This is a genomic window from Streptomyces sp. B6B3 (genome assembly GCF_039871525.1).
Lineage (GTDB): Bacteria > Actinomycetota > Actinomycetes > Streptomycetales > Streptomycetaceae > Streptomyces.
The window spans coordinates 1-19,911 of the sequence record NZ_JBDPLU010000045.1; the positions used below are offsets into that span (position 1 = coordinate 1).

Annotated in this window: 23 protein-coding genes; 13 read left to right on the plus strand and 10 right to left on the minus strand. The window is 73.6% G+C overall.

Annotation, left to right across the window (positions count from 1 at the left end; genetic code table 11):
• From paaA to ABGB06_RS38870, 6 genes are all read left to right on the plus strand, one after another.
• On the plus strand, positions 1 to 978 hold a 978-nt coding region (gene paaA / locus ABGB06_RS38845; protein WP_347600277.1), incomplete at its 5' end, for a 1,2-phenylacetyl-CoA epoxidase subunit PaaA.
• Positions 975 to 1,268 (plus strand): 1,2-phenylacetyl-CoA epoxidase subunit PaaB, encoded by a 294-nt coding sequence (paaB, locus tag ABGB06_RS38850; RefSeq protein ID WP_347600280.1) that lies wholly within the window; start codon positions 975 to 977, stop codon positions 1,266 to 1,268. The genes paaA and paaB, both read left to right, overlap by 4 nt.
• A gap of 20 nt (positions 1,269 to 1,288) precedes the next feature.
• Positions 1,289 to 2,209 carry a 1,2-phenylacetyl-CoA epoxidase subunit PaaC gene (paaC, locus tag ABGB06_RS38855; RefSeq protein WP_347600283.1) on the plus strand — a complete coding sequence of 307 codons (921 nt, stop codon included), beginning with the start codon at positions 1,289 to 1,291 and terminating at the stop codon, positions 2,207 to 2,209.
• Positions 2,206 to 2,730, plus strand: a complete 525-nt coding sequence (paaD, locus tag ABGB06_RS38860; RefSeq protein WP_347600286.1) for a 1,2-phenylacetyl-CoA epoxidase subunit PaaD — start codon at positions 2,206 to 2,208, stop codon at positions 2,728 to 2,730. The genes paaC and paaD overlap by 4 nt, the downstream gene beginning before the upstream one ends.
• Positions 2,731 to 3,837 carry a 1,2-phenylacetyl-CoA epoxidase subunit PaaE gene (paaE, locus tag ABGB06_RS38865; RefSeq protein WP_347600289.1) on the plus strand — a complete coding sequence of 369 codons (1,107 nt, stop codon included), beginning with the start codon at positions 2,731 to 2,733 and terminating at the stop codon, positions 3,835 to 3,837.
• A gap of 13 nt (positions 3,838 to 3,850) precedes the next feature.
• Positions 3,851 to 4,618 carry an enoyl-CoA hydratase-related protein gene (locus ABGB06_RS38870; RefSeq protein ID WP_347600292.1) on the plus strand — a complete coding sequence of 256 codons (768 nt, stop codon included), beginning with the start codon at positions 3,851 to 3,853 and terminating at the stop codon, positions 4,616 to 4,618.
• On the opposite strand, the gene ABGB06_RS38875 is transcribed toward ABGB06_RS38870, so the two are convergent.
• The gene (locus tag ABGB06_RS38875) at positions 4,615 to 5,403 is read right to left on the minus strand and encodes an SAM-dependent methyltransferase (RefSeq protein ID WP_347600295.1); all 789 of its coding nucleotides are present in this window, start codon (positions 5,401 to 5,403) and stop codon (positions 4,615 to 4,617) included. The two genes, ABGB06_RS38870 and ABGB06_RS38875, sit on opposite strands and share 4 nt — an antisense overlap.
• Before the next feature lie 145 nt (positions 5,404 to 5,548).
• On the opposite strand from ABGB06_RS38875, the gene ABGB06_RS38880 reads away from it, so the two are divergent.
• Both ABGB06_RS38880 and ABGB06_RS38885 read left to right on the plus strand, forming a co-directional pair.
• On the plus strand, positions 5,549 to 5,776 hold the full coding sequence (locus ABGB06_RS38880; RefSeq protein ID WP_347600298.1) for a hypothetical protein: 228 nt from the start codon (positions 5,549 to 5,551) through the stop codon (positions 5,774 to 5,776).
• Complete coding sequence (locus ABGB06_RS38885; protein WP_347600301.1) at positions 5,773 to 6,189, plus strand: type II toxin-antitoxin system VapC family toxin; 417 nt, start codon at positions 5,773 to 5,775, stop codon at positions 6,187 to 6,189. The genes ABGB06_RS38880 and ABGB06_RS38885 overlap by 4 nt, the downstream gene beginning before the upstream one ends.
• A 98-nt stretch (positions 6,190 to 6,287) precedes the next feature.
• Here ABGB06_RS38885 and ABGB06_RS38890 read toward each other — a convergent pair whose 3' ends face one another.
• The 4 genes from ABGB06_RS38890 to ABGB06_RS38905 all read right to left on the minus strand — a co-directional run bounded on the left by ABGB06_RS38890 (position 6,288) and on the right by ABGB06_RS38905 (position 8,635).
• Positions 6,288 to 6,866 carry a hypothetical protein gene (locus ABGB06_RS38890; protein ID WP_347600304.1) on the minus strand — a complete coding sequence of 193 codons (579 nt, stop codon included), beginning with the start codon at positions 6,864 to 6,866 and terminating at the stop codon, positions 6,288 to 6,290.
• Positions 6,863 to 7,330, minus strand: a complete 468-nt coding sequence (locus ABGB06_RS38895) for a hypothetical protein (protein ID WP_347600307.1) — start codon at positions 7,328 to 7,330, stop codon at positions 6,863 to 6,865. The genes ABGB06_RS38890 and ABGB06_RS38895 overlap by 4 nt, the downstream gene beginning before the upstream one ends.
• A gap of 3 nt (positions 7,331 to 7,333) precedes the next feature.
• Positions 7,334 to 7,984 carry an HAD family hydrolase gene (locus ABGB06_RS38900; RefSeq protein ID WP_347600310.1) on the minus strand — a complete coding sequence of 217 codons (651 nt, stop codon included), beginning with the start codon at positions 7,982 to 7,984 and terminating at the stop codon, positions 7,334 to 7,336.
• Between the two features lie 333 nt (positions 7,985 to 8,317).
• On the minus strand, positions 8,318 to 8,635 hold the full coding sequence (locus tag ABGB06_RS38905; protein ID WP_347600313.1) for a UBP-type zinc finger domain-containing protein: 318 nt from the start codon (positions 8,633 to 8,635) through the stop codon (positions 8,318 to 8,320).
• 329 nt (positions 8,636 to 8,964) lie between these two features.
• Here ABGB06_RS38905 and ABGB06_RS38910 point away from each other — a divergent pair, with 329 nt between their 5' ends.
• The 3 genes from ABGB06_RS38910 (at position 8,965) to ABGB06_RS38920 (ending at position 11,565) form a co-directional block, all read left to right on the plus strand.
• Positions 8,965 to 9,897 carry a PHB depolymerase family esterase gene (locus tag ABGB06_RS38910; RefSeq protein WP_347600316.1) on the plus strand — a complete coding sequence of 311 codons (933 nt, stop codon included), beginning with the start codon at positions 8,965 to 8,967 and terminating at the stop codon, positions 9,895 to 9,897.
• Between the two features lie 96 nt (positions 9,898 to 9,993).
• The gene (locus ABGB06_RS38915; protein WP_347600319.1) at positions 9,994 to 10,773 is read left to right on the plus strand and encodes a calcium-binding protein; all 780 of its coding nucleotides are present in this window, start codon (positions 9,994 to 9,996) and stop codon (positions 10,771 to 10,773) included.
• A 150-nt stretch (positions 10,774 to 10,923) separates the two neighbouring features.
• A complete protein-coding gene (locus ABGB06_RS38920; protein ID WP_347600322.1) occupies positions 10,924 to 11,565 on the plus strand; it encodes a X2-like carbohydrate binding domain-containing protein in 642 nt (213 codons plus the stop codon).
• A 54-nt stretch (positions 11,566 to 11,619) separates the two neighbouring features.
• Here the strand turns inward: ABGB06_RS38920 and ABGB06_RS38925 are convergent, their stop codons facing one another.
• From ABGB06_RS38925 to ABGB06_RS38945, 5 genes are all read right to left on the minus strand, one after another.
• Entirely contained in the window at positions 11,620 to 12,798 is a 1,179-nt protein-coding gene (locus ABGB06_RS38925) for an oxygenase MpaB family protein (RefSeq protein ID WP_347600325.1), read from the minus strand.
• A 77-nt stretch (positions 12,799 to 12,875) separates the two neighbouring features.
• Positions 12,876 to 13,928 carry a polyprenyl synthetase family protein gene (locus ABGB06_RS38930; protein WP_347600328.1) on the minus strand — a complete coding sequence of 351 codons (1,053 nt, stop codon included), beginning with the start codon at positions 13,926 to 13,928 and terminating at the stop codon, positions 12,876 to 12,878.
• 2 nt (positions 13,929 to 13,930) lie between these two features.
• A complete protein-coding gene (locus tag ABGB06_RS38935; RefSeq protein ID WP_347600331.1) occupies positions 13,931 to 14,224 on the minus strand; it encodes a polyprenyl synthetase in 294 nt (97 codons plus the stop codon).
• Positions 14,225 to 14,333: 109 nt separating this feature from the next.
• Complete coding sequence (locus ABGB06_RS38940) at positions 14,334 to 16,304, minus strand: AMP-binding protein (protein WP_347600334.1); 1,971 nt, start codon at positions 16,302 to 16,304, stop codon at positions 14,334 to 14,336.
• 6 nt (positions 16,305 to 16,310) lie between these two features.
• Complete coding sequence (locus ABGB06_RS38945) at positions 16,311 to 17,648, minus strand: acetyl-CoA C-acetyltransferase (RefSeq protein WP_347600337.1); 1,338 nt, start codon at positions 17,646 to 17,648, stop codon at positions 16,311 to 16,313.
• A 108-nt stretch (positions 17,649 to 17,756) separates the two neighbouring features.
• Here ABGB06_RS38945 and ABGB06_RS38950 point away from each other — a divergent pair, with 108 nt between their 5' ends.
• Positions 17,757 to 19,100 (plus strand): 3-oxoacyl-ACP reductase, encoded by a 1,344-nt coding sequence (locus ABGB06_RS38950; RefSeq protein ID WP_347600339.1) that lies wholly within the window; start codon positions 17,757 to 17,759, stop codon positions 19,098 to 19,100.
• Positions 19,097 to 19,911: MaoC/PaaZ C-terminal domain-containing protein (locus ABGB06_RS38955; protein ID WP_347600342.1), on the plus strand; the 815-nt coding region annotated here is incomplete at its 3' end. The genes ABGB06_RS38950 and ABGB06_RS38955, both read left to right, overlap by 4 nt.

A 19,911-nucleotide genomic window follows, 5' to 3' on the forward strand; every position in this document is an offset into this window, starting at 1 on the left:
ACCCCGCCCCCAACCCCGACGCCCCCCGCCGACCTCCAGGCCCACTTCGAGCGCACCGTCGAGCGCGACCAGCGCGTCGAGCCACGGGACTGGATGCCCGACGGCTACCGCAGGACCCTGGTCCGGCAGATCGCGCAGCACGCCCATTCGGAGATCATCGGCATGCAGCCGGAGGGCGAGTGGATCACCCGCGCGCCCACGCTGCGCCGCAAGGCGATCCTCTTCGCCAAGGTGCAGGACGAGGCCGGGCACGGGCTCTACCTGTACTCGGCCGCCGAGACCCTGGGCGCCGACCGGGCGGACCTGACGGAACGGCTGATCGACGGCCGCCAGAAGTACTCGTCGATCTTCAACTACCCGACGCCGACATTCGCCGACGTCGGCACCATCGGCTGGTTCGTGGACGGCGCCGCGATCTGCAACCAGGTCCCGCTGTGCCGCTCGTCCTACGGGCCGTACGCGCGGGCCATGGTGCGGATCTGCAAGGAGGAGTCGTTCCACCAGCGGCAGGGCTACGAGCTGCTGCTCACCATGATGCGCGGCACCGAGGCCCAGCGGGAGATGGTCCAGGACGCGGTGAACCGCTGGTGGTGGCCGTCGTTGATGATGTTCGGGCCGCCGGACGACGCGTCGCCCAACTCCGCCGCCTCGATGGCCTGGCGGATCAAGCGCCACAGCAACGACGAACTGCGCCAGCGTTTCGTCGACATGACCGTGCCGCAGGCCGAGCGGCTCGGCGTCACCCTGCCCGACCCCGAACTGCGCTGGAACGCCGAACGCGGACACCACGACTTCGGCACCCCGGACTACGCGGAGCTGCGCCGGGTGATCGGCGGCGACGGGCCGTGCAACGCCCAGCGGATGGCGCGGCGCCGGACCGCCCACGCCGAGGGCGCCTGGGTGCGCGAGGCGGCCGCCGCGCACGCCGCCAAACAGGCGGCCCGGCGGGGAAGTCCGCGGCAGGGGAGCGGGGCATGAGCGCGGCGCGCGGCGGCTGGCCGCTGTGGGAGGTGTTCGTGCGGAGCAAGCGCGGGCTGAACCACGTGCACGTCGGCTCGTTGCGGGCGGCCGACCAGCGGATGGCGCTCACCCACGCCCGCGACGTGTACACCCGCCGCAACGAGGGCGTCTCCATCTGGGTGGTGCGCAGCGAGGACATCTGCGCCTCCGCGCCCGACGAGCGCGACCCGTTCTTCGATCCCAGCGGCGACAAGGTCTACCGCCACCCCACCTTCTACGACATCCCCGACGACATCCCCTCCATCTAGCCTCAGCCGGGAGGCGCGTCATGGACGACCCCGTGGACGACACCGTGGACGACACCGTGGACGACCACGTGTACCTGTCGCTGGCCGAGGGGCACGCCGACAACGACGCACGCTGGGCCTTCGGCACCGGATTCACCGACCCGTTGCACGGCGTGGACACCGCGCTGCCCGCCGGCGTCGACGGGCCCGCCCTCGCCGCGTGCTGCCTGGCGCTGGGCGACGACGCCCTGGTCTCCGCCCAACGGCTGGCCGAATGGTGCACCCGGGCACCGGAGTTGGAGGAGGAGCTGGCGCTGGCCAACATCGGGCTCGACCTCCTCGGCCAGGCCCGGCTGCTGTACTCCCGGGCCGGACAGGCGGACGGGAGCGGGCGCGGCGAGGACCACTACGCCTACCTCCGCGGCCCGTCCGAGTTCCGCAACGTGTGCCTCGCCGAACTGCCCAACGGCGACTTCGCCGCGTCCGTCGCCCGGCTGCTGGTGCTCTCCGCCTGGCGGCTGGCCCTCCTGGAACAGCTGATCGACGCGCCCGATCCGGTGCTCGCCGCGATCGCCGCCAAGGGCGCCAAGGAGCTCCACTACCACCGCCAGTACGCCGCGGAATGGGTGGTGCGGCTCGGCGACGGAACGGTCGAGTCGCACCGCCGGATGCGCGACGGCATGGCCGCCCTCGCGCCCCAGCTCGCCGAACTCCTCGCCCCCGACGCCGCCCTGGAGCGCTTCGGCGCCCGTCCCACCCCGGCCTGGGAGGCGGTGACGGCCGTGCTCCGGACGGTCGGCGAGGCCGCGCGCATCCCGGTGCCCGGCCCCGAACCGGCCGGTCCCGAACCGGCGAGTTTGGTGGGTCCGTTCGGCCGGGCCGGCCGGCATACCGAGCATCTGGCGCCGCTGCTCGCGGAGTTGCAGAGCGTGGCCCGCGCGCATCCGGACGGGGTGTGGTGACCGTGGCCCTCGGCGAGGCGCTGGCCCGGGCCCGCCGCGCGGTCGGCGAGGTCACCGACCCGGAGCTGCCGATGCTCACCCTGGCGGACCTGGGCGTCCTGCGGGGCCTGGCGATCGACGCCGGCGGCACGGTGTCCGTCACCCTCACCCCCACCTACAGCGGCTGCCCGGCCCTGGCGGAGATGCGCGCCGCCGTGGACCGGCGGCTGCGCGCCGCCGGCTTCGCCGACATCGAGATCCGCACCCAGCTGCACCCGCCGTGGACCACCGACGCGATCACGTCCGAGGGCCGCCGCAAGCTCGCCGAGCACGGCATCGCCCCGCCCGGCGCGCGTTCGCCCGGTGAGCGCTCGCCCGGCCCGGTGCCACTGGTGCTGTCGCCGGCGCGCCGGGCCCTGCCCTGCCCCCGTTGCCGGTCCGTGGACACCGAGGAGACCTCCCGGTTCGGCCCGACCCCCTGCACGGCCCTGTGGCGCTGCCGCGCCTGCCGGGAGCCGTTCGAGCACGTCAAGGAGTTCTGAATGACCGCCGGAACTCCCGTACGGCCGCGCCGAGGCGCCGCCTTCCACCCGCTGCGCGTCGCCCGGGTCGAGCCGCTGTGCGACGACGCGGCGGCCGTCACCTTCGCGGTGCCGGACGGCCTCGCCGAGGCGTACGCCTTCCGGCCCGGGCAACACCTCACGCTGCGTCGCACGGTCGAGGGACACGAGGAGCGCCGTTCGTACTCGCTCTGCTCGCCCGCCGGCGCCGCGCCGCGGATCGGGGTCCGGATGGTGCCGGGCGGCCTGTTCTCGCCCTGGCTGGTGCGGGACGTCAGGCCGGGGGACGTGGTCGAGGTGATGGCCCCGCCCGGCGGCGCCTTCACGCCGCGCCTCGGCGCGCCGGGCCGGCACGTGCTGGTCGCCGCGGGCAGCGGCGTCACGCCGATGGTGTCCATCGCCCCGTCCCTGCTCGCCGCGCATCCGGCCGCCGAGGTCGTCCTCGTCTACGGCAACCGCCGCACCGACACCGTGATGTTCGCCGACGAGCTGGCCGACCTGAAGAACGCGCACCTCGCCCGGCTCCAGCTCGTCCACGTGCTGTCCCGCGAACCGCGCGAGACGGAGCTGTTCTCCGGACGCCTGGACGCGGCCCGGCTGACGGCGCTGTTGGACGCCCTGATCCGGCCCGAGTCCGGCGACCACTGGTGGCTGTGCGGCCCCGACGGCATGCTGCGCGCCGCCCGGACGGCGCTCGCCGACCACGGCGTCCCGGCCGGCCGGATCCACCAGGAGCTGTTCCACGTCGCCGACGAGCCGCCGCGGCCGATGCCCCTCCGCCGTGACGACGCCGCCGAGGCAGAGGGCGGCCCGGGCAGCAAGGTCACGGTCGTCCTGGACGGCCGCGCCACGACCACGGTGGTGCCGCGGGACCGCACCGTGCTGGAGGGCGCCCAGCGCTCCCGGCCCGACATCCCGTTCGCCTGCAAGGGCGGCGTGTGCGGCAGTTGCCGGGCGCGCGTCGTCGAGGGCGAGGCGCGCATGCGCCGGAACTTCGCCCTGGAGGACGCCGAGGTGGCGGCGGGCTACGTGCTGACGTGCCAGAGTTTCCCCACGTCCGAAGCGCTCACCGTGGACTTCGACAGCTGAGGAGCAACCACCCATGACCGTCCGACTCGACGTCGCCGAGGGCGTCGGCACCATCCGGCTCGACCGCCCGCCGATGAACGCGCTGGACATCGCGGCCCAGGACGAACTGCGCGAGGCCGCCGCGGAGTCGGTGCACCGCGACGACGTGCGCGCCGTCATCCTCTACGGCGGCGAGAAGGTCTTCGCGGCCGGTGCGGACGTCAAGGAGATGCAGGCCATGGACCACTCGGCCATGGTCACCCGCGCCCGCCCGCTCCAGGACGCCTTCACCGCCGTGGCCCGCATCCCCAAGCCCGTGGTGGCCGCCGTCGCGGGCTACGCCCTGGGCGGCGGCTGCGAGCTGACCCTCTGCGCGGACCACCGGATCGCCGCCGAGACCGCCACCTTCGGGCAGCCGGAGATCCTCCTCGGCCTGATCCCCGGCGCGGGCGGCACCCAACGCCTCGCCCGCCTGGTCGGACCCGCCAAGGCGAAGGACATGATCTTCACCGGACGCATGGTGAAGGCCCCGGAGGCCCTGGCCATGGGCCTGGTCGACCAGGTCGTCCCCGCCGGCGAGGTCTACGACCACGCGCACGCCTGGGCCGCCCGCCTGGCCCGCGGCCCGGCCATGGCCCTGCGCGCCGCCAAGGAGTCCGTCGACGCGGGCCTGGAAACCGACCTGGACACCGGCCTCGCCATCGAACGCTCCTGGTTCGCCAGCCTCTTCGCCACCGAGGACACCCACCACGGCATGCGCAGCTTCATCGACCACGGCCCCGGCAAGGCCACGTTCGGTTAGGGCTTGACGGCCAGGCCGCACACCGCGTCGACCGGCTCCTCCTGCTCGGCGAGGACGGGGTGTTCCGGACGCCACCGCTCGATGGTGACCACACCCGGCTCCAGCAGCCGCAGGCCGTCGAAGAAACGGGCGACGTCCCGCGGCGTGCGCAGCGTGTACTCCCCGGCCAGGTTCGCGTTGTAGTCGTCCGTGGCGTCGGTGAGCACCTCGTTGGTGCGGGTGCCGTCGCTGATGGCCAGGTGGCTGCCGGAGGGCAGCGCGTCCATCACCGCGCGCACGATGCCGGCCGGCCGGTCCGAGTCCTGGAGGTGGCCGAGAACGCCGAGCATCATCACGGCGACCGGCTGGGAGAGGTCCAGCGACTCGGCGGCGCGCCGCATCAGCTGCTCGTGGTCGCGCACGTCGCAGTCGAGGTACGTGGTGTGCCCGTCGGGCGTGGAGGTCAGCAGCGCGCGGGCGTGGGCGAGCACCAGGGGGTCGTTGTCGACGTAGACGACGCGGCACTCGGGCGCCACCCGCTGGGCGACCTCGTGGGTGTTGTCCACCGTCGGCAGTCCCGTGCCGATGTCCAGGAACTGCCGAACGCCGGCCTCGCGAACCAGATACCGCACCGCCCGGCCCAGGAACTGCCGCTGGAACCGCGCCGTCCGCTGGATCCCCGGGTAGACCCGCAGGATGCTGTCCCCGGCGACCCGGTCGGCCTCGTAGTACTCCTTGCCGCCCAGCCAGTAGTTCCACACCCGCGCGGAGTGCGCCTGCGTGGTGTCGATCCCACCGTCATCCATCGCACGCTCCTTCGTCGTCGGCCCGGGCCGACGGCAGCGTACCCGCGACCCCGCCAGGCGATCCATGGTTCCAGGCCGGCCGACGTTTCGGGTCCGACATGCACATCGCATGCATGGATGCGATACGCATGTTAGCCTCGGCTGCATGGCGAACATCCAGATCAAGGACGTGCCCGAGGACGTGCACCGGACGCTGAAGCATCGTGCCGTCGACGCTCACCAGTCGCTCAACGAGTACCTGCGTCAACGGCTGATCGAAGAAGCCCGCCTGCCGACCGTCGACGACGTGCTGGCCACGGCTCGCGATGCGGCCAGCGCCGAGTACTCGGTGGAGGAGTTGCTGGGCCACATCGAGGACGGGCGTGGCGCGTGATCGTCGTTGACTCTTCCGCCCTGGTACTTGCCCTGACGCATCGCGGGGAGCCTGGCGCGGAGGCGGCCAAGCGCATGACGGGGCAGCGGCTGCTCGCTCCCTCGGTAATCGACTTCGAAGTGGCCCATGCGCTGCGGGGCCTGGTCCTGGGCGGGAAGATCACCGGGGACGAAGGACGGGCGGCGCTCGGCCTCGTGGGTTCCCTGCTGATCAAGAGGACTCCTGGATACGCGCTGTTCGAGCGCGTCTGGGAGTTGCGTCGGAACCTGTCCGCGTACGACGCCGCCTACGTCGCGCTCGCGGAGCACGCCGGCTGCACCCTGGTGACGGCCGACGCACGCATCCACCGCGCGAACGTCGCACGGTGCGACATCGACGTCATCGGCGCCACCAGCGGCGGCGCGACCCCCTGACGCGCCGTCCGAGCTGATTTCCTGGGCTGCACCGCCCCGTGGCCGGCGCGACCGCCGGTACGCTGGCGAGGCGGAACCTTGGAAATCCGGGCGTTGATTCACGAGGGCGGGCGGAAACGGGCGGCCAGCCAGTTCGCGGACACGCCGTATCGGCGGGCCAGGGAGGCCATGGACCGGCCCTCGCGGTAGCGGCGCAGGGCCTCGTCGCGGGGGATGTCCGGCATCGACGTGCGCGGCACCGTCAGCCTCCCGAGGTCGGGTGGTCCAGGACGCGGAGGCCGGCCACCAACCGTTCCATCGTGGCGGTCTCGTCGTCGAAGCTGTCCGGCGGTGGCCCCGGGATCGAGGGGGTCGCGGTCCAGGAGGGTGCCGCGCCACGGCGGCACCCCGGCCGGCCACACGGACGGCTCGGGCGCCGCCGGCGTGTGGGGGACGGGGCGAGCGGGGGCCTGCGGGTCCGTTCCCCACGCCGCCCGCCAACTCCGCCCGGGGTCCCGGCGTGGCAGAGGTGGTGGGGTGTTGCACAGGGGGTCGCAGCCGAACAGCTGGAGCAGGTAGCCGCGGTCCTCGACCTGGCCGAGCGGCAGTGCGTGGACACCGAGGTACGCCCCGCACCGGGCGCAGTCGATGCCGAGGAGCTGGCGCTCCGTCAGCCGCGCGGCCACGACGGCACTCACCGCTCCGACTCCGGACGCGGCTTGGGCGCGGACGTCGGCTCGCACTCGGCTAACGGCAGGCGGCAGCCGCATGTGCAGTAGCCGATCGGCACCTGGATGTGTTCCGGAGTGTCGGGCGGCCAGTCGATCTGCGGGCGGTACGGCTCACTGGCCACGGTGCGCCCTGGCCCGGTCGGCAGGAGCACGGCGCCCAGCGCGGCACGCAGCAGCGTCGGCCGCGTCAGCCAACCCCGCCGCCCCGGTGGAACGCGTCGCCAGCGCGCCGAGCCCTCCCACGCGATGGGCGGCACCGTCAACCAGTGCCCCAGGCCGCGCAGCCGCACTCCGCGCAGCACCCAGCCCGCCGCGCAGCCCGGCGCGACGAGCCACGTCGTCGTGGCGGCCGCGCGGTCCTCGATGAACGGTCCTGAGTCGTCGCCGAGATGGGCCAGGGCCCGGACACCGTCGAAGGCGTCCACGGTCACGGTTCAGCCGGACCCGGGCACGATTCCGCCTAACTCGTCCAGACCGTTGACGCTCCGGTCCGCTGCCTCTCGCACCGCCGAATCGTCCGCCCACAGGTGCCCCCACGGGCCGCGCCGGATATGCGCCGTCCTCAGGCCACAACCGGCCGCCGGGTAGACGTCGTTCTCGGGGTGATCACCGACGTACAGCATTTCGCCAGGGTCGGCGACACCCGCCAGGTCCACCACCCGGCGGAAGAACTCGGCGTTGGGTTTGGCCACGCCCCACTCACCCGAGACCGCGATCGCGTCCGTGGGCAGGTTCAGGGCGCGCAGCAGCTCGCCCGCACGAGCGGTCTGGTTCCCGGCCACCACGACCCGCACCCCGGCATCGCGGAGCGCGGCGAGCGCCGGCCGCACGTCCTCGTACAGGTCCGACTCGTCCAGCCGCTCGCCCCTGCCGGCGGCCTCCCGCGCCTCGTACTCCGCGGCCAGGTCGATGCCTGGACGCAGCAGTCGGAGCGCGTCCGCGTTGTCCCGGCCCTGGGCGACGACGGCGCCGACCAGGGCGGAGAGGGTGTGGCGGGGGATGTCGAGCCAGTCGGCCCAGGCCGCCCAGTAGCCGTCGTCTCGGGTCAGGGTCTCGCCGATGTCGAAAGCGACAGCTCTGATCACCGGGACAGCGTAGGCACCGGGACAGCGTCGACACGGTGGGTCCCGGCCTGCGGCCCTCGCTTTCCCCGGCGGGCGCTATCGGGCCGCCGTGCGGGACAGGGCCTGACCGCTCCGGCGCCCAGCCCGTCCCGCCGCGGGGCTCGGAGTGGCACCGCTTGCCCGCCGGTCCCGTGCGGCCCGTCGGTGTGGAGGACGTGGGGGTGTGGTCCTACATCGTGCGCGTGGAGTCCCATCTCGCGGGACTCGGTGCGCACGAACTCTCGACGCGGCCATGCCAGCCCGTCCCGTGCGGCGCCTCGCGTGGGGGCGGCGGCCGAAACTGACGGTGCCCGGCTACGCCGCTCGGGCGGGGGGGACGCCCTCGACCTCGAAGGTGACCTCGTCCTCGTAGCACCACCACCAGCGCTCGCCCGGCTCGAACGAGCGGACGAGCGGGTGGCCGGTGGCGTTGTGGTGGGCCGTGGCGTGCTTGTTCGGGGACGAGTCGCAGCAGCCGACGTGCCCGCAGGTCTGGCATTCGCGCAGGTGGACCCACGCGTCGCCGCGCGCGACGCATTCCGGGCAGCTGTCCGGGCTGTCGGGACGCACCTCGCCGACCTCCGCGAGGTGCTCACAGATCGGGAACTCCACCGCTCCCTTGCTGACGTTCATGGTGTTCTCCTCTCCCGCGCCTGGCGGGGGAGCCCGCGCGGTCGAGCGGCCCGTTCCATGCCGGGCCTCGGCGACGGCCGATCGGCGGGACGCCGTCCCTTCCACTGTCGCACCGGGCGTCCGGCTGTCAAAAGGATCATGGCGGGTCGGCCGCGTCCCGGGCGCGGGGATCGTCCCTGGTCGGCGCCTCGGCCGGGTCAGGAGTCTGGTGGAAGGTGCGGTGCTGGCCTAGGCTGCCGAGCGTCCATGGAAGCGCTCCCACGGCCGCCATGCGGGGGCGGCGGTCGCCGTTCTCCATTCCCGAGAATGTCCGAGAAAGCGAGCCGCGCATGACACGTACGAAGCGAACGTCGCTGCTCCTGGCGTGGGCTCTCGCCGCCGTCACGCTGCTGGCCGGACCACCGTCGGCCGCCGCCGAGCCGGCCGAGCCCGCCGCGCCCACGGCGGCGCTGCAGGAGGTCACCGACTTCGGCCCCAACCCGACCAACCTGCGGATGCACCTGTACGTCCCGGACAGCGTCGCCGCCGACCCCGCGATCCTGGTCGGCCTGCACTGGTGCACGGGCACCGGCCCCGACTTCTTCAACGGCACCCAGTACGCCGCGCTCGCCGACCAGTACGGCTTCGTCGTCGTCTACCCGTCGGCCAGCAACGCGGAACGCTGCTGGGACGTGCACTCCGAGGAGGCGCTGACGCACGACGGGGGCAGCGACCCGCAGGGCATCGTCTCCATGGTCGAGTACGTCGAGCGGACCTACGGCGGCGACCCGGACCGCGTCTTCGCGACCGGGCACTCCTCCGGCGGCATGATGACCAACGTCCTGCTCGGCTCGTACCCGGACGTGTTCCGGGCCGGCTCGGCGTCCGCGGGGGTGCCGTTCGGCTGCTTCGCGGGGGAGTCGAGCTGGAACGCCGAATGCGCCACCGGAAACATCATCAGGACGCCGCAGGAGTGGGGAGATCTGGTGCGCGCCGCCTATCCCGGCTACGAGGGGCCGCGTCCGCCGATGCAGTTGTGGCACGGCACCGAGGACGACGGCCTCTACTTCCAGAACTTCGAGGAAGAGATCAAGCAGTGGACCGACGTCCACGGGGTGAGCCAGACGCCCACGACCACCGAGCCCGACACGCCGCGGGACAACTGGACCCGCACCCGCTACGGCAGCGGCCAGGTGGAGGCGATCCGGGCCGAGGGTGAGCCGCACAACCTGCCGATCCTGGCCGAGGAGGTCGTCCACTTCCTCGGCCTGGACCGGACCTGAGCGTCCCCCCGCAAGTCCCCCAACGACCCTGTGTCGATGGGGAGTTCGACTGCCAATGTGGTACCGACCATGACATCACGAGGTGAGGAAACCGCCATGTTCCGGTCACGCGTCACGCCCAGAACCGCCGTACTTCCGGCCGCAGCCCTGGCCCTTGCCGCCACGGGCCTCGTCGCCACCCCCGCCAACGCCCAGACCAGCGCGAGCGTCGCCGCGGACTGGGACGGCCAGATGATCATGTATATGGCCGGCGAGGGTCAGGTCAACGACCTCTACGTCACGTCGATGGGCCCCGGCCAGACGGAGGGCACCCGGCGGATCGGCTTCAACGACGAGCACCCGATCGCCCTGGGCGAGCACTGCTCCTACATCGATCCCTCGGACGACACCTTCGCCGTCTGCGAGTTGCCCGAGACGAGCGAGATGCCGGACGAGATCCACGTCTTCCTCGGCGACGGCGACGACGGCCTGTTCACCAGCGACCCCGGCGTCTCGGCGGTGCACGGCGGCGCCGGCAACGACGAACTCCACGCCCACACCGCGCACATGGTGATGGGCGACGAGGGCGACGACATGCTGATGGGCGGCATCGTCATGGAGGGCGGTGACGGCATGGACCACATCATGGGCGACAACCGCGACCAGGAGCTCACCGGCGGCCGCGGCGACGACATGATCGAGGCCTGGGACGGCGTCGACATCATCTACGGCAACTCCGGCGACGACCACGTCACCGCCGGCAAGGGCAACGACTTCGTCTCCGGCGGGCCCGACGACGACACCATCTACGGCAACAGCGGGGACGACACGATCCTCGGCGGCGGTGGCACCGACACCCTCTCCGGCGGCCCCGGCACCGACGACGTCACCCAGTAAGTCCGGTAACCGTACGACGCGTGGTCCGTCGCGGGCGTCCGTCACGCCCGCGTCGAACCCGTTCAGCGTGAACATCGCCGGCTACACCCGGTCCACGACGAGACCAAGGCCGATCTGACCAACGCCTTCGACCGGCTGCACGACACGTTCGTGTCCGCCGGGATCCCGGTGATCATCGGCGAGTACGGGCTGCTCGGCTTCGACCGGTCCACCGACGTCATCGAACAGGGCGAGACCCCGACGGACGCGGCCATCGCCCTGGACCTCAAGGGCGCCACCGTCACCGCGGTCGCCAACGGCACCGAGGAGCTGGTCCGCGGCGAGGACTACACCGTCAACGGCGACCAGCTCACCCTCGCCGCCGCCACGTTGGCCGGCCTCACCGAGAGCCAGCAGCACGGCGTCAACGCGACGCTGACCGTCGAGTTCTCCCGCGGCGTGCCGTGGGACGTGCACGTCATCACGTACGACACGCCGGTGCTGCGGGACGCCACCGGCAGCACCAGCTCGCTGGCCCTCCCCGCGGCCTTCAACGGCGACCGGCTGGCCACCATGGAGGCGTTCTACGCCGACGGCACCATCGCCGGCCCGCAGAACTGGACGTCGTACAAGGAGTTCGGCTACACCTTCTCGCCCGACTACGCGGCCAACCGGATCACGCTGACCCAGGAGTTCTTCGCCGGGGTCAGGGACAACTCCACGGTCAACCTGACGTTCCACTTCTGGAGCGGCGAGACCGTCGAGTACACCCTCACCCGGTCCGGCAGCACCGTCACCGGCACCGCCGGCTGACGCCCACCCACCCCCAGGGGCCCGGTCGCGGACGCGGCCGGGCCCCGTCGTCCGTCAGGGGGCCGTGGGGGTCGCGGGAACGGTGGGCGGCGGCGGGGTCCAACGACGCGTCGGCGGCACCGCGGACGAGACGCCGAAGTCCTTCCTCAGCTCCTCGGGGATGGCGTAGTGCATGACCCGCCCGCGGGTGAGGGACGACAGCTCGAAGAGCGTCGTGAGGTGGCCGAGCCGGTCCAACGCCCTGCCCGCCAGCGGCGCCCGGTCCTCGATGGTCTCCAGCACGCCGAGCAGGTGCGGCACGGCCCTGACCACGGTGTCCCACGCGGTCCGCGGCACCTGGAGCCAGTCCGCGCAGGTGTCCCCGACCAGGTGGCGGATCAGCGCCGAGACGATCGGGTCGAAGAAGGTGCCGGGCACGACGTCCTCGTAGAGGTCGATCAGCTGCCGGGTGAGGTGCGCGCCCTCCTCGCTCGGGCCCATCGACCGGAGCATGTAGCGGTCGAGGAACGCGCGGGCCGACTCCAGGTCCCCGGGCACCTGGTCCTGGTCGACGCCCAGCATCGCGCCGACGACCCGCCACGCGTAGTAGTAGGCCTCGGCGCCCTCGACGCTCATGTGGATGTTCAGCCGGTGCAGGCTGTCCAGCACCAGGAGCGAGAAGAACATCTGGCCGCCGATCATGTCCTCCTGACAGATCGGCGTGCCGTCCGCGGCGACGTCCCAGCGGTCCTCCCGCACCAGGTGGTGGCGGACGGCGGCGTGCAGCAGCCGGACCTTCTGGGCCGCGGGGATGAACCGGCTGCCGGCCTCGAACGCGTCGGGACGCATCAGGTAGACGGTGAACTGGCCGGTCTCCGCCATCCGCCTGGCCGGGTACGCGAGCCCGTGCGTCGCCGACAGCAGCCGCGCCACACGGGGCACGACGTAGCAGGCGGGCATGCTGGCGAAGGACAACGCCGTGGAGATGTGCACGTTGTTGTCGATGAAGAAGAGCCGGGCCCGTTCCATCGTCTCCCAGTCCACCCACGTCGGCGGCGTGGCGGTGGCGTGCAGGTACTCCCGGGCGACCTCGGGGAGCCCTTCGGGGAGCGGCGCGCCCGCGGTGGAGACGTAGCGCATGAGGGTGTTGAACAGGCCCGTCTCGCCGCGTTCGAAGAGCGTGGCCACGGTGGCGTCGGCGAGTTCGTCACCGGCGTGCCGCAGGGCGTCCAGTGCCGCTTCTGAGTAGGTCATCACGGGCTCCCGGGGTCGGAGTAGGCCGGTGGGGTCGACGTGTCGGGGGTCGGCGGGGTCGGCGGGATGGGCGGGGGTCAGTGCCGGCGGACCGCGGCGGAGCGGGCCAGGGTGGTCAGCGCCAACGCGGCGTGCGCGGGTATGTCCAGCTCGTCCAGGACGCGGGTGGCCGTCTCGACGCGGGCGTCGATCATCCGCTCGATCCGGTCCGGCGCCTCCAGCCGCTTCATCACCTCGCGCACCACCGCCAGCCCGTCCGCGTCGAGGTTCCGCCGGCCCAGCAACGCCCGCAGCCGTTCCCGGTCCGCGGCGTCGGCGGCCCGCCACGTCTCCGCCAGCAGGGCGGTGGGGCGGTGGGTGCGCAGGTCGTCCAGGTTGCCCTTGCCGGTGCGCGCCGGATCGCCGAAGAGCCCGAGCAGGTCGTCGCGGAGCTGGAACGCCTCGCCCAGCGGCAGCCCGTAGCAGGAGTAGCCCTTCCGCAGCCCTCGGTCGGCCCCGGCCAGGGCGCCGCCGATGAGCAGCGGCTGCTCGACGGTGTACTTGGCGGTCTTGTACCGCACGACCCGCAGCGACTCCGCGACGTCGGGCGTGGCGCCGGTGCGCAGGATCTCCAGGCATTCGCCCGCGACCAGGTCGCGGGCCAGGTCCGCCCACAGCGGGCGGGCCCGGGACAGGTAGGCGGCGGGCAGGCCGCTGGTGACGAACAGCTGTCCCGCGAGCGCCATCAGCAGGTCGCCCACGAGCATCGCCAGCGACCGGGCCGCGGCGCCCGGGCGCGGACGGCCGCGCAGCGACGCGCGGAGGGCGACGTGCGCGGTGGGCCGGCCGTGCCGCATCGCGCTGTCGTCGATGAGGTCGTCGTGCACCACCGCGGCGGCGTGCACCAGTTCCATGGAGGTGGCGGCCCGCAGCAGGGGGTCGCTGTCCGGCTGCCCGGCCGCCCGCCACCCCCAGTAGCAGAACGCGGCCCGCAGCCGTTTGCCGTCGGCGACGGACGCGCGTAACTGGTCGGCCACCGGAGCCAGTTCGGGGTCGATGGCGCGCAGTTGGTCCGCCTCCCCGGCGACGAACCGGACCAGCACCTCGTCCACGCGGGCCTTGAACGCGGTCGCCTCGTACCGGTCAGACACGGTCAGACATCGCTCTCGGCGTCCCCGTGCGGCGCCCGCCGCGCCAGGGCCTGCCGTGCCAGCACCTCCAGATAGGCGGGGGGCACGCCGGCGTACCGGTCCAGCGCGAGCCGGCCCCGCGCGCTGAGGTCGCGCTCCGCATCGCCCGCGACCTCGGCCGCGTCCGAGCGGCGCAGCAGCCCTCGCGCCGTGGCCACGGCGGACCCGACGGCGCTCAACGCCAGGTCGGCGAGGCCCGCCGCGACCAGTAACACTCGTTCCTCCGGACCGCCGCCGCGCCGGGCGTCTCGTGTCATGGTCATAACTTTGCGCAGGGGTGGCATGGATAACGCGGAAAACACACTATCGAGTGATGTGCGGGAAATATGTTCGATTATTTGTATGGTTGTGCTCGGCTCTTCCCGCTCAGGCGTAGAGCGCGTCGATGTCCTTCGCGTGCGCCTCCGCCACCGCGCGGCGGCGGATCTTCAGGGATGGCGTCAACATGCCGTTCTCCTCCGTGAACCCGCCGGGCACGATCGCGAACTCCCGGATCGACTCGGCCCGGGAGACCGCCTCGTTCGCGTAGTCCACCGCCCGCTGGACCTCCGCCCGCACCTCCGGATCCGCGCAGAGCTCGGCCGCCGGGGTGTCCGCGGGCCGCCTGCGCACCGACAGCCAGTGCGCCACCGCGTCCGGCTCCAGCGTCACCAGCGCGCCGACGAACGGGCGGCCGTCGCCGACGACCATGCACTGGCCGACGAGCGGCGCGCCGCGCAGTCGGTCCTCCAGGATGCTGGGCGAGACGTTCTTGCCGCCGCTGGTGATGAGGATGTCCTTCTTCCGGCCGGTGATCGTCAGGTACCCCTGGTCGTCCAGCCGGCCGAGGTCGCCGGTGGCCAGCCAGCCGTCCTCCGACAACGCCGCCCGGGTGGCCGCCGGATCGTTCCAGTACCCGTCGAACACCACCCCGCCGCGGATCAGCACCTCCCCGTCGTCCGCGATCCGCACCGCGCTGCCGGGGACCGGCTGGCCGACCGTGCCGGGGCGCGGCGCGAGCGGCGGGATCAGCGTCGTCGCCGAGGTGGTCTCGGTGAGGCCGTAGCCCTCGTAGACGATGATCCCGCAGCCGTGGAAGAAGAGGTTCAGCCGCCGGTCCAGGGGCGAGCCGCCGCTGATGGCGTACCGGATCCGGCCGCCCAGCGCGGCGCGGATCCGGCGGTAGACCAGCAGGTCGTACAGGCCCCTGGCGAGCCGCAGCCCGAGCCCGGGACCAGGTCCCTCGCCGGCGTACGCGCGCAGCGACGCCTCGCCGTGGGCGACCGCCACGCGTTCCGCCCGGTCGAACGAGGCGCCGCGGCCCATGCGTTCGGCCTGCGCCCGCCCGGTGTCCCGGATCCGCTCGAAGACGTACGGCACGCCGACCAGGAACGTCGGGCGGAACGAGGCGAGTTGGGGGCGCAGGTCGTCGGGGCGCACGCTCGGGCAGTGGCCGATCTCGATCCGCGCGGACAGGCAGGCGAGTTGGATGGTCCGGCCCAGGATGTGCGCCAGCGGCAGGAACACCAGCGTCGAGGCGGTCTGCCGGGTCACCGCCACGAACACCGGGTGCAGCAGCTCCACGACGTTGGCCGCCTCGGCGTGCAGGTTGGCGTGCGTGATGACGCAGCCCTTGGGCCGCCCGGTGGTGCCCGAGGTGTAGACCAGGGTGGCGGTGTCGCCGGGGGACAGCGCGGCCCGCCGGGCGGTCACCTCCGCCTCCGGCACACCCCCGCCCAACTCCACCAGCCGCCGCAACGCGCCTCCGGCGCGGCGCCCGCCGTCGGCCTCGGCGGGCAGCTCGTCGATCACCCACAGCGGGCGTTCGCCGATGACGGGTCCCGCCGTCGCCGCGTGCTCGGCGGTCTCCACCACGACCAGCGTCGCGTCCGCGTCGCGCACGATCCACTCGATCTGCTCGGCCGACGACGTCGGGTACAGCGGCACGCTCCGCCCGCCGGCCGCCCAGATCGCGAAGTCCAGCACCGCCCACTCGTAGCGGGTGCGCGCCATCAGCGCGACCCGGCCGCCCGGTTCCAGCCCGGCGGCGATCAGGCCCCTGGCCACGTCGGACACCTCGCGGGCGAACGCCGCCGCGGTGACCGGCAGCCAGTCGCCGCCGCCGGCCCCCGCCGCGTCGGGCGGAGCGGCCGGCCGGCGCACCACCACCGCGTCCGGGGCCTCGGCCGCGTTGCGGAACGGCAGGTCCGCCAGGCTGCCCGTGGCCAGCGGCGCGGCGAGCGGCGTGGCCCGCGCCTCCCGCGGGGTGCCCTCGGCGTCCGTGCTGACCTCCACCGTGACGCGGTCGGCGAGTTCGGGGCGCCGTCGCGCCCGCTTCATGTCCCTCCGGGCACCCATGTGGCGTCACTCCTTCCCGGATTCGCGAACAGCGGCGGCTTCGGGGGATCCGGGCGTTTCGAGGAGGGCGAGCACGCCCTGACCGCCCGCGGCGCACACCGACACCAGGCCCCGCCCCCCGCCGCGTTCGCCCAGCAGCTTGGCGAGGGTGGCCACGATACGGGCGCCGGTGGCGGCGAAGGGATGGCCGGTGGCGAGCGAGGACCCGGCGACGTTGAGCCGTGTGCGGTCCACCGGGCCCACCGGCCGGTCCCGGCCCAGCCGGCGCTCGCAGAAGCCGGGATCCTCCCAGGCCGCCAGGGTGGCCAACACCTGGGAGGCGAACGCCTCGTGGATCTCCAGCAGGTCGAGGTCGGCCAGGGTGAGGCCGGCGGCGTCGAGCAGCGGCGGCACGGCGTAGGTGGGGGCCATCAGCAGGCCGTCGGGTCCCGGGTCGCCGGTGAGGAAGTCCACGGCGGCGGTGCGCGCGTGCGTCAGGTACGCGAGCACCGGCAGGTCGTGGGCGGCGGCCCACTCCTCGCTGGCCAGCAGCACGGTGGCGGCGCCGTCGGTGAGCGGCGTGGAGTTGCCGGCGGTCATGGTCGGCCCGAACACGGGCTTCAGGCGGGCGAGTCGCTCCTGGCTGCTGTCCGGGCGCAGGTTCTGGTCCCGGGACAGGCCGCGGAACGGCGTCACCAGATCGTCGAAGAAGCCGCGTTCGTAGGCGGCGGCCAGCCGTTGGTGGCTGGTGGCGGCGAAGGCGTCCTGTTCGGCCCGCCCGACGCCCCACGCCTCGGCGGTCAGCGCCGCGTGCTCGCCCATCGAGAGACCGGTGCGCGGCTCGGCGTTGCGCGGGATCTCCGGCACCACCTGCCGGGGGCGCAGCCCGCCCAGCGCGCGCAGCCGGCCGCCCAGCGAACGGGCCCGCCGGGCCGTCAGCAGCACGCGCCGCAGGTCGTCGTTGACGCCGAGCGGCGCGTCGCTCGCCGTGTCCACGCCGCCGGCGACGCCGCAGTCCAGCTGGCCCAGGGCGATCTTGTTGGCGACCAGGATGACGGCCTCCAGGCCGGTGCCACAGGCCTGCTGGACGTCGAACGCCGGTGTGCGGCTGTCCAGTTCGCTGCCGAGCACGGTCTCCCTGGCCAGGTTGAAGTCCCTGCTGTGCTTGAGCACCGCGCCGGCGACGAACTCGCCGAGCAGCCGGCCGTGCAGTCCGAACCGTTCCACCAGGCCGGCCAGCGCGGCGCCGAGCATCTCCTGGTTGGACGCGGTCGCGTACGGGCCGTCGGCGCGCGCGAAGGGGATGCGGTTGCCGCCGAGGATCGCCACCCGGCGGACGGGCGGCGGCTGCGCCGTTGTCGTCACGTCCGTCTCTCCTCGTCTCTGCTTCGTCTCTGCTCGTTTCGTGGTCGCCCGTGTCTCGCACAGGATTTAACTTCTCAGTAGACTTACTCCTTGGTAAGGAGGAAAGCAATGGCCGACCGCTATCTCGCCTTCGCCACCACTCGTTCCGGTGGCTTCGTCGCCCGGCGGCTCGGGCTGCCCCGCCCGGCCGCGCTCGTCCGGCACCGCCCCGGCGACCCCGTCGTCCGGGGGCCGGTCGTCGTCGGGTCCGCCGAACCGGCCGGAGGACGGCTGGCCAAGCCGCTGCGCGCCGCCCTCGACTCCTGCGGCGCCGGCGTCGCGGACGCTTCCGACGCCCGGCCCGACACGCCGCCCGGCGCCCTGGTCCTCGACGCCACCGGCATCACCGACCCCCGCCAACTCGCCGGCGTGCACGCCTTCTTCCACCCCCGGATCCGGACCCTGGCGGCGTCCGGACGGCTGATCGTCCTCGGCACCCCGCCGGAACACGCCGCGAGCCCCGCGGAGTCCGCGGCGCAGCAGGCGTTGGACGGCTTCGTCCGCTCCGCCGGCAAGGAACTCCGCAACGGCTCGACGGCGCAGCTGGTGCTCGTCGCCCCGGGCGCGGAGGACGCCGTCGAGTCCACGGTGCGGTTCCTGCTCTCCGCCCGTTCGGCCTACGTCTCCGGGCAGACCATCCGGCTGACGCCGCCGGGCGCGGCGGTGGACGTTCCGGCCGACTGGGACCGGCCGCTGGCCGGGCGCACCGCCCTGGTCACCGGCGCCGCCCAGGGCATCGGCGCCGCCGTCGCCGAGGTGCTGCATCGCGACGGCGCCCACGTCGTGTGCCTCGACACCGCCCGCCAGTCCGAGGCGTTGCACCGGCTCGCCGCCCGGCTCGACGGTGAGGCGGTGGCGCTGGACGTCACCGCCGAGGACGCCGCCGACCGCCTGGCCTCGCGTCCCGGCGCCCTCGACGTCGTCGTGCACAACGCGGGCATCACCCGGGACCGGACGTTGGGCCGGATGGACGCCGACCGCTGGCGGCAGGTGCTGGACGTGAACCTGACCGCCGTGGCAGGACTCACCGCCGGCCTGCTGCCGCGGCTGCGCGACGGCGGTCGCATCGTCTGCACCTCCTCCATCAGCGGCATCGCCGGCAACGTCGGCCAGACCAACTACGCCGCCAGCAAGGCCGGCGTCATCGGCCTGGTGCGGGCGCTGGCCGCGGACCCGGACACCGCGACGCGCGGCGTCACGGTCAACGCCGTCGCCCCCGGCTTCATCGAGACCCGCATGACGGCGGCCGTTCCGCTGGCCATCCGCGAGGCCGGCCGGCGCCTCAACAGCCTCCGGCAGGGCGGTCAGCCGGTCGACGTGGCCGAGGCCGTCGCGTATCTCGCCTCGCCCGCCAGCGGCGCGCTCACCGGGCAGGTGCTGCGGGTGTGCGGCCAGGCCCTGCTCGGGGCGTGAACGCCGTGTCCGCCGCGCTGCCCGCCGCGCAGTCCCTGCTCGCCTCGTACGCCCGCGCGGTGCTGCCCCGGCGCCGCCGCCCGGGGGCCCCGACGCCGGAACGGGAGCTGCTGCTGCCGAACGTCTCCGCCGACCCGGACCGCGTAGCCCGTTACGCCGCCGTCTGCGGCTTCGACGCCGCCACGGCCCGCGCGGTGCTGCCCGCCCCGTATCCCCATCTGGTCGCCTTCCCGGCCGCCCTGTCCCTGATGACCCGCCGGGACTTCCCCTTCCGGGTGCTCGGCCTGGTCCACGTCGCCAACCGGATCGAACAGCTACGCCCCCTCGCCGTCGCCGAACCCCTCACCTACCGCGTCACCCTCGGCCCGCCGCGCCCGCACCCGAAGGGCACCGCGTTCGACGCCCTGGCCGAGGCCACGGCCGGTTCCACCGGGGAGCCGGTGTGGCGCTCCACGAGCACCTACCTGAGCCGGCACCCACGCCCCGACGCGCCGCCCTCCCCGCCCGCCCCGGACCTTGACGACCCGCCCGGCACGGACCACGCACCCTGGCCCGTCCCCGCCGCCACCGGCCGCCGCTACGCCGCCGTCTCCGGCGACCGCAACCCCATCCACCTGCACCCGCTGACCGCCCGCCCGTTCGGCTTCCGCCGCCCCATCGCCCACGGCATGTGGGCCAAGGCTCGCTGCCTGGCCGCCCTCCCCCCACTCCCCGACGCCTTCACCGCCCACGTCACCTTCCACGCCCCGATCCCCCTCCCCACCCACGTCACCCTCCGCACCAACGGACCGACCTTCACCCTCCACCCACC